This window comes from Methyloglobulus sp. (assembly GCF_046714055.1).
Lineage (GTDB): Bacteria > Pseudomonadota > Gammaproteobacteria > Methylococcales > Methylomonadaceae > Methyloglobulus.
On the sequence record NZ_JBKKBJ010000132.1, the window covers coordinates 1 to 6783 of the forward strand.

Below are 6783 nucleotides of genomic sequence, written 5' to 3' on the forward strand. Positions count from 1 at the left end.
TGGTATCTGATCCTGCAGAATATCCTTGGTCAAGTTATCATCAAAACGCACTGGGGCAGCTAAGTGATTTAGTTGTGGCTCATTCAGAATATTTGCGTTTGGGTGATACCAGCGAAGCGCGTCAGGCCGCTTATCGCGGGTTATTCAAGCATCAACTTTCTGAAAACACTGTTACCGACATCAGGGAGGCGACCAATAAAGCGTGGGTGTTAGGCAATGTTCGGTTTAAGCAACGTATTGAAGAACAGTTGGAAAGACGAGTTGAGCCTAAAGCCAGAGGCGGGGACAGAAAATCGGAACAGTTCAATTCCAATCGAGTCTTTTCTCTTGGTGAAACCCCCTCATCCTGAGTGACCGATAAGGGTCGATAGGGAGTTCAGCGCACGGAAATTTGTGAATATCCAATGTCTGCTTAGATGTGAATATGCACAGTACCCTAATTATTGCCCAACCCCATCGAAAAGGCAAAGATAGCCAAATTGCAGTTGCAACTGTTTTCGATTGCAATCAGCGATGGCTAATGATTATCGTGATTAGGCCGCTGCTGGCTATCCATGGCGGCCCTTAAAATATGGTTAATCCGGGTCTGATAGCCTTTACCTTGTGCCTTAACCCATGCCAGCACATCCGCATCAAGCCGAAGTGTGAGTTGTTTTTTGGCAGGTGGCCAAGGCGTGGTGATTTTTTCAAAAAACTCATCACCCAACGGCATGCTATCGGAATAGTCAATGTCCGCATCCGTCATGGCATCAAGTCTTGCCAAGTCGCTTTTGATAGATTTTTTGTTCACGTTCGTTTGCCTTTCTCATCGATATAATGCGCGTTTCCTCATGCCGTGGTGTGTGTACCAGCACGACAACGCGGCCTACCAGGATACCCAGCGTAATAAATCGGGGTTCTCCGTAATCGTAACGATCATCTTCAAAGGTGACGCACGCACCGGAAAAAACGAGCGCCGCATCTTCAAAGCTCAATCCATGCTTTTGTAGATTAACGGTACTCTTGCCGTCATCCCAGACATAGTTCATTTAAATGTAACGCCTTTTGTAGTTACAAAGCAAATTTTCCTAATTTTACCCCTACATCATGCATCTAGCAAGTTGGTCGGCATCATTTTGGATTCTGTGGCGATTTAGGACTTAATTAAGGGTTCTGTGCATATTCGCACGGAAATATACGCTAGTAAAATAATCTTGTATAAGCGATGTTTGCAGGTTGTTTGCAAATAATGTGGGTTCATTTGCAGTTAATTCGAGTCGAAGGTGTTGGATATTTGCAGTTAATCCGGGCCGAAAATACGGATGTTTGCAGGTCTTATGGATTATGTTTGCAGGCCGTTACAACTATGTCTGTCGAAACATTTTCGCTTAAGTGGGAGTGAACGGATAAAATAAGCCTTTGGATTAACCTGCACTTTAGTCATCCCATGAAATATTGCGTTTTATTGCTTGCTTTTTGTCTCATTGCTATTAATAGTTTCGCGTCAGATAAAACGACTATCAGGATTGGCGTTCAGGCTACGGGTACGTTGACTTGGGAATTAGCTGTTTTACAGGGTGAGAATCAGGCCAAAGACCTAGCTTTTCAGATTGAAACCCATCCTGTTGCCACAACAGAAGCGGGAAAAATAGCTTTGCAGTCTGGTGCAGTTGACATCATTGTTTCCGACTGGATTTGGGTATCAAGACTTCGCTCAACAGGTTCTGATTTTACCTTTTATCCCTATTCAACAACTTCGGGCGCTTTAGTCGTGCCGGAAAACAGCCCCATTCATGTCATTAAAGATCTCAAAGGCAAGCGACTGGGGATTGCAGGTGGCGAACTGGATAAAAACTGGTTATTGTTACAGGCGCTGGCGCAACAGGAGCAACTGGACTTGAATGTTTCGGTAGAAAAAACATTTGGCGCACCGCCGCTCATTAATGAGCAGCTTAAACAGGGCAGGGTAGACGCGGCGCTCAATTATTGGCATTTTGGTGCCAAACTGGAAGCGCAAGGATATCGTCAAGTAATTGATGGTAAAGGCATTTTAAAAGGCTTGGGCATACAGGAAAACGTACCGGCACTGGGTTATGTGTTTAAACAAAGTTGGGCGGACGGTCATAAAACTGCGCTGACCGAGTTTTTGAAGGCGAGCAAAACGGCTAAACTGTTGCTATGTAGTTCAGGACCTGTTTGGAAAACAGCCATTCCTTTAATCCAGGCCGATGACCCCACTACACAAACCAAACTTCGCCAACGTTACTGTGAAGGTAATGTTATCCAGTGGGGTATCCCGGAACAACAGGCGGCTGAACGTATTTACACAATGCTGCGGACTGTGAGCAATAACCAGCTAACCGGGCAGTCCGAACACCTGCAACCGGGAACATTCTGGTCACAAAACTAACAGACCGTGTTGATTAGCCTGAGAAAAATCATACCGGGATTGTCCTTGCTGGCTTTATTGTCCGTGTGGCAGGCTTTGGCTGCCTATATGGACAGCAATAACCTTCCGACACCGCTAATTGTCGGAAGTGTTTTTTGGCAAGGTTGCTTAAACGGCCAAATTCCTTTTCATCTGGGGGTAACATTGCTCAGGCTGGTTGCCAGTTTTTCCATTGCCATGTTACTGGGTTGTGCCATAGGCATAGCTCTCGGATGCAACAAAAAGCTTGATGCCTTCTTCGATAATTGGCTGGTTATTTTCCTGAATATTCCAGCGCTGGTTACCGTTATTTTGTGCTATGTCTGGTTTGGGCTGACCGAGGTGGCTGCGATCCTAGCGGTTGTCATCAACAAATTGCCCAACGTGATTGTCACCATCAGGGAAGGTGCCCGCGCTTTGGATCAGGATTTACTGGAGATGGCTCGTTGCTACCGTTTCGGCAAGCGCAAAACTTTGATACACGTCGTCTGGTCGCAATTATACCCTTATGTGATGGGTGCAACCCGTTCGGGGCTGGCGTTGGTTTGGAAAATAATCCTGGTCGTCGAGTTGCTGGGGCGCAGCAACGGCATGGGTTACCAGTTACATCTATTTTTTCAACTTTTTGATGTTGCCAGTATCCTGGCTTACACCATTGCCTTTGTTGCCATCATCCAATTGCTGGAATTGATGGTTTTAAAGCCTTTGGACAATAAGGCGCAACGCTGGCGGCGCTGACTTAATAGTCTTAAGATGATAGCAATCGACATCAAAAGCAAAATGTTTCCGGCTAAAGGACGGGCTGGGCATCATTTAGCGATAGCTGATCTCCAGTTATCGTTTAATATCGGTGACTTTGTCTGCCTAGTCGGGCCGTCCGGCTGCGGTAAAACGACCTTGTTGAATATTATTGCCGACCTCGACCATGATTATGAGGGCCGTATCAGCTTCGGTCTGCGGCAAACTCATCCTAAGATTGGCTATGTTTTTCAAAATCCGCGTTTATTGCCCTGGCGTACCGTCAGGGAAAATATTGAGCTGGCAATAGAGGCAAATTCATCCTCAGAAAATATTGATGCTTTGCTGGAAGTTATGCAACTTAGCAAGTTTCAACACGTTTACCCTGAGCGCCTGTCCTTGGGCATGAGCCGGAGGGTCGCGATTATTCGCGCTTTTGCGATTAATCCCGATGTGCTGTTAATGGATGAGCCTTTTGTGTCCCTGGATGCGCCGACTGCAAGGCAGGTCAGAAAGCTATTGATAACCTTATGGCAACAGCGGCCTCACACCGTGTTGTTTGTCACCCATGATTTGCGGGAGGCTATAATGCTTGCTGACCGGATTGTTTTTCTGGCTGCGGCGCCGATGAAGGTCATTAGGGAAATCGCAGTGCCCATTCCAAGAAGTGACCGCGATAATGAAAAGGTTATTGAGACCTTCAGGCAGCAGCTTTTGAATGCTAATCCAGAACTGAGACAGTGTGTTTGATAGAATCCAATCGTAACTATTCAGCATGATTCAAGCCAACGTCTATTTTCACCACAGAGAACACGAAGATCACGAAGAGCCAGTGTGTTGAGGTTCATGAGGAGGGTTGTGACTGTACATTCTATAAAACTAAATAATCTGACAAACTTCGTGTCCTTTGTGTTCTTCGTGGTGAATAGTTACATCCAATCAAAAAATAGTGTGCATAGACACAGCAGAATAAGCTGTTAAACTGGAATCCAGTCAACGCTAACCCAGTCAAAATTTAAGCGGATATCCGACTGACTGATAGAATGAAGAACAAGACATCAAAGAAATAATTCATGAACAAAGCAATCGTATTGACAGGTATCACCACAACCGGAACGCCCCATTTGGGTAATTATGTAGGTGCAATAAGGCCAGCCATTGCCGCCAGTAAAGACCAAAACGTCAAGCCTTTTTATTTCTTGGCTGATTATCACGCTTTAATTAAGTGCCAGGAACCAGAACGTGTACGAAGATCCAGCCTGGAAATCGCAGCAACCTGGCTTGCTTTTGGACTCGATACCACGAATGCTGTATTTTACCGGCAGTCAGACGTTCCAGAGATTTTGGAACTGACCTGGATGCTGACCTGCGTGACCGCCAAAGGTTTGATGAACAGGGCACATGCTTATAAGGCCGCCGTTGCTGACAACGAACAAGGCGGGGAGCATGATCCCGATAAAGGCATCACGATGGGCTTGTTCAGCTACCCTATCTTGATGGCTGCGGATATATTGATGTTTAACGCCAAAAAAGTCCCTGTCGGCAAGGATCAAGTCCAACACATTGAAATGGCCAGGGATATAGCAGGTCGTTTCAATCATATTTATGGCGAACACTTCACGCTTCCTGAAGTGGTACTCGATGAGAATGGCGCGACCTTATCGGGTCTTGATGGCCGCAAAATGAGCAAAAGCTACAACAACACGATTCCGTTATTCGAGCCTGAGAAAAAGCTGAAAAAACTGATTAACAAGATCAAAACGAATTCTTTGGAGCCTGGCGAACCCAAACAAACGGAGGGTTGCACCTTGTTCAGCATCTATCAGTCTTTTGCTACGGCGGAAGAGGTCGGGCAAATCCGTCAACGCTATGCTGAAGGCATAGGCTGGGGCGAAATGAAACAGGCCTTGTTTGAGCATGTTAACAAGCAGATTGCCCCGGCTAGGGAGCGTTACGATGCGTTGCTGGAAAAGCCAGATCACATTGAGGGACAATTACAGGAAGGCGCGAAAAAAGCCAGGGCAATCAGCGTCCCTTTTATCCAGGAATTACGACAAGCAGTCGGCATTAGCAGGATTTCATTGTGAAAATTGTCAGAAAAATAAAATTCAGCGATTGGCTACGGAAATCCTTATTGTTTATCCGCCGCGATCCTTGGATTTGGGTAGGGTATACGCTGTTCTTGGCCGTGGTTTTATGTATAGCCAGAATATCGTTTGCCCTAGGTATTTTTTCTGCTGTTGTTTCCCTGTTCGTGGGTGTGGGCGTAGCAAAATACATAGACCTGAAGCATTCGTCCACGGGTTCAGTCAGTTTGATTTGGGCAATCAAAAAAAGCCTTCCCTTAGCCATCCTGGCAGGCGGTGTCATTGTCATCTGTTGGTTTGTATTCATTGCGATAGCCAATATTATCAACGGGCAGTTTGAAATGATTAGTTATTTTTTCTTTGACTGGCAGTTTACGCCCGAAAACCTGAACCACAGGACTACCCGCGAAATAGGTATTTGGCTTTATGGGTATGCCAACATCACCTTGATCTTTACCTTGTTGATGCTTACGACGTTTGCCAGTTGGTACAGTTACCCCTTGATGCTGTTCAAGGACTACGGTTGGAGTCAAGCTAAAGAAGCGGGTAACCTGGAAGTTGCAACCCAGAAGGGAGCGCTGTACAAAACGCTGGCGTTCCTGATTTTTGAGGCTATTTTGTGTGCAGAAATAACGCCGTTGTTGACCCCCGTCCTATATATGTTGACATCGACGTTCATGTTCGTCACCTACAAAAGTTTTTTTGAACGATCATAAAAGTTTAGGGCATTCGTAAAGGCGTGTGGAATTTCTAAAAAAGTCATTTTTCAGAGCCGTGTGGAACTATGACACCATAGTTAAAAAACTTCATTAATCCTAAAAAAATCAGTTAGATTTGATGTTTCCGGGCTACCGTAGGGGCAATCCCTTGTGGTTGCCCGGATAACTACGGGGTTGCCGGGGCAGGCACAAGGCCTGCCCTTACAATGCTCTCACCCTTTGGGTGATTAATTATAGTCGTACAATACCTTGATATTCCTTAACTTAACTCTTATCACGAATACTTCAACTGATTTTTTCAGGATAAAGGGAGTCGTTATTTTTGCGAAAGCTTGTTTTGGGCATGAGCGCCAAGGATGACGTGAATGCAGCAAATGCTGGAGCGATTTGTTGCCCCCCCCAGCCTAAGCATGTGGGATAAAACTTAACGCGACCGCCCCCATGCCTGCCCCAGCCGTTCCTTACGGCTACGCTCAGGACAGGCCCTGCTTCCCTCGTTTTATACCCGACAAGGGCTATAAAAACTTGGTTACGAAATGACTCGAGGCGATGTCGGTAGGCTTTGCACAACACTACGCAAACAACGCTTCGTGAAAACGCCCAGCCCTTTCGCTTCTGGGGACTACTCGATTCCTGTCTCGCAGCGGTTGACCTTACATCAATATTTATTTGCATATGAAGAGCAGTAAATATTGGATACCATGTGAGACCTTTGCACGGATAACAAAAACCCCGGCTGAATGGTGTGTGCCAATTTTTTCGAATGGGTATAGCCCCCTAATAGGCAATACTCGGCTGAAATACGCATTTAGTACGCCATTTTTCATAAAAC

Annotated in this window: 8 protein-coding genes and 1 pseudogene; 7 read left to right on the forward strand and 2 right to left on the reverse strand. The window is 45.9% G+C overall.

The window, feature by feature from the left end; all coding sequences use genetic code 11:
- Positions 1-350: pseudogene (locus ACLQ6D_RS08010) on the forward strand (hypothetical protein); the annotation flags it as partial.
- Positions 351-517: 167 nt separating this feature from the next.
- On the opposite strand, the gene ACLQ6D_RS08015 reads toward ACLQ6D_RS08010, so the two are convergent.
- Positions 518-790, reverse strand: a complete 273-nt coding sequence (locus tag ACLQ6D_RS08015; protein ID WP_411726761.1) for a BrnA antitoxin family protein — start codon at positions 788-790, stop codon at positions 518-520.
- Positions 750-1028: a BrnT family toxin gene (locus tag ACLQ6D_RS08020; protein ID WP_411726762.1), complete on the reverse strand. Its 279-nt coding sequence runs from the start codon at positions 1026-1028 to the stop codon at positions 750-752. The genes ACLQ6D_RS08015 and ACLQ6D_RS08020 overlap by 41 nt, the downstream gene beginning before the upstream one ends.
- 398 nt (positions 1029-1426) lie before the next feature.
- Here ACLQ6D_RS08020 and ACLQ6D_RS08025 point away from each other — a divergent pair, with 398 nt between their 5' ends.
- From ACLQ6D_RS08025 to ACLQ6D_RS08050, 6 genes are all read left to right on the forward strand, one after another.
- On the forward strand, positions 1427-2389 hold the full coding sequence (locus tag ACLQ6D_RS08025; protein WP_411726763.1) for an ABC transporter substrate-binding protein: 963 nt from the start codon (positions 1427-1429) through the stop codon (positions 2387-2389).
- Between the two features lie 9 nt (positions 2390-2398).
- On the forward strand, positions 2399-3145 hold the full coding sequence (locus ACLQ6D_RS08030) for an ABC transporter permease (RefSeq protein ID WP_411726768.1): 747 nt from the start codon (positions 2399-2401) through the stop codon (positions 3143-3145).
- A gap of 15 nt (positions 3146-3160) precedes the next feature.
- Positions 3161-3895 (forward strand): ABC transporter ATP-binding protein, encoded by a 735-nt coding sequence (locus tag ACLQ6D_RS08035; protein ID WP_411726764.1) that lies wholly within the window; start codon positions 3161-3163, stop codon positions 3893-3895.
- Between the two features lie 323 nt (positions 3896-4218).
- Positions 4219-5232, forward strand: coding sequence for a tryptophan--tRNA ligase (locus ACLQ6D_RS08040; protein WP_411726765.1), 1014 nt, complete (start codon positions 4219-4221; stop codon positions 5230-5232).
- Complete coding sequence (locus ACLQ6D_RS08045) at positions 5229-5948, forward strand: hypothetical protein (RefSeq protein WP_411726766.1); 720 nt, start codon at positions 5229-5231, stop codon at positions 5946-5948. The genes ACLQ6D_RS08040 and ACLQ6D_RS08045 overlap by 4 nt, the downstream gene beginning before the upstream one ends.
- A gap of 539 nt (positions 5949-6487) precedes the next feature.
- Entirely contained in the window at positions 6488-6640 is a 153-nt protein-coding gene (locus tag ACLQ6D_RS08050) for a hypothetical protein (protein ID WP_411726767.1), read from the forward strand.
- Positions 6641-6783 lie beyond the last annotated feature (143 nt).

Bases quoted from the DNA above. Each gene is read 5' to 3' on its own strand.
- ACLQ6D_RS08035 (WP_411726764.1), top strand. From the start codon at position 3,161: ATGATAGCAATCGACATCAAAAGCAAAATGTTTCCGGCTAAAGGACGG.
- ACLQ6D_RS08025 (WP_411726763.1), top strand. From the start codon at position 1,427: ATGAAATATTGCGTTTTATTGCTTGCTTTTTGTCTCATTGCTATTAAT.
- ACLQ6D_RS08050 (WP_411726767.1), top strand. From the start codon at position 6,488: ATGACTCGAGGCGATGTCGGTAGGCTTTGCACAACACTACGCAAACAA.
- ACLQ6D_RS08020 (WP_411726762.1), bottom strand. From the start codon at position 1,028: ATGAACTATGTCTGGGATGACGGCAAGAGTACCGTTAATCTACAAAAG.
- ACLQ6D_RS08040 (WP_411726765.1), top strand. From the start codon at position 4,219: ATGAACAAAGCAATCGTATTGACAGGTATCACCACAACCGGAACGCCC.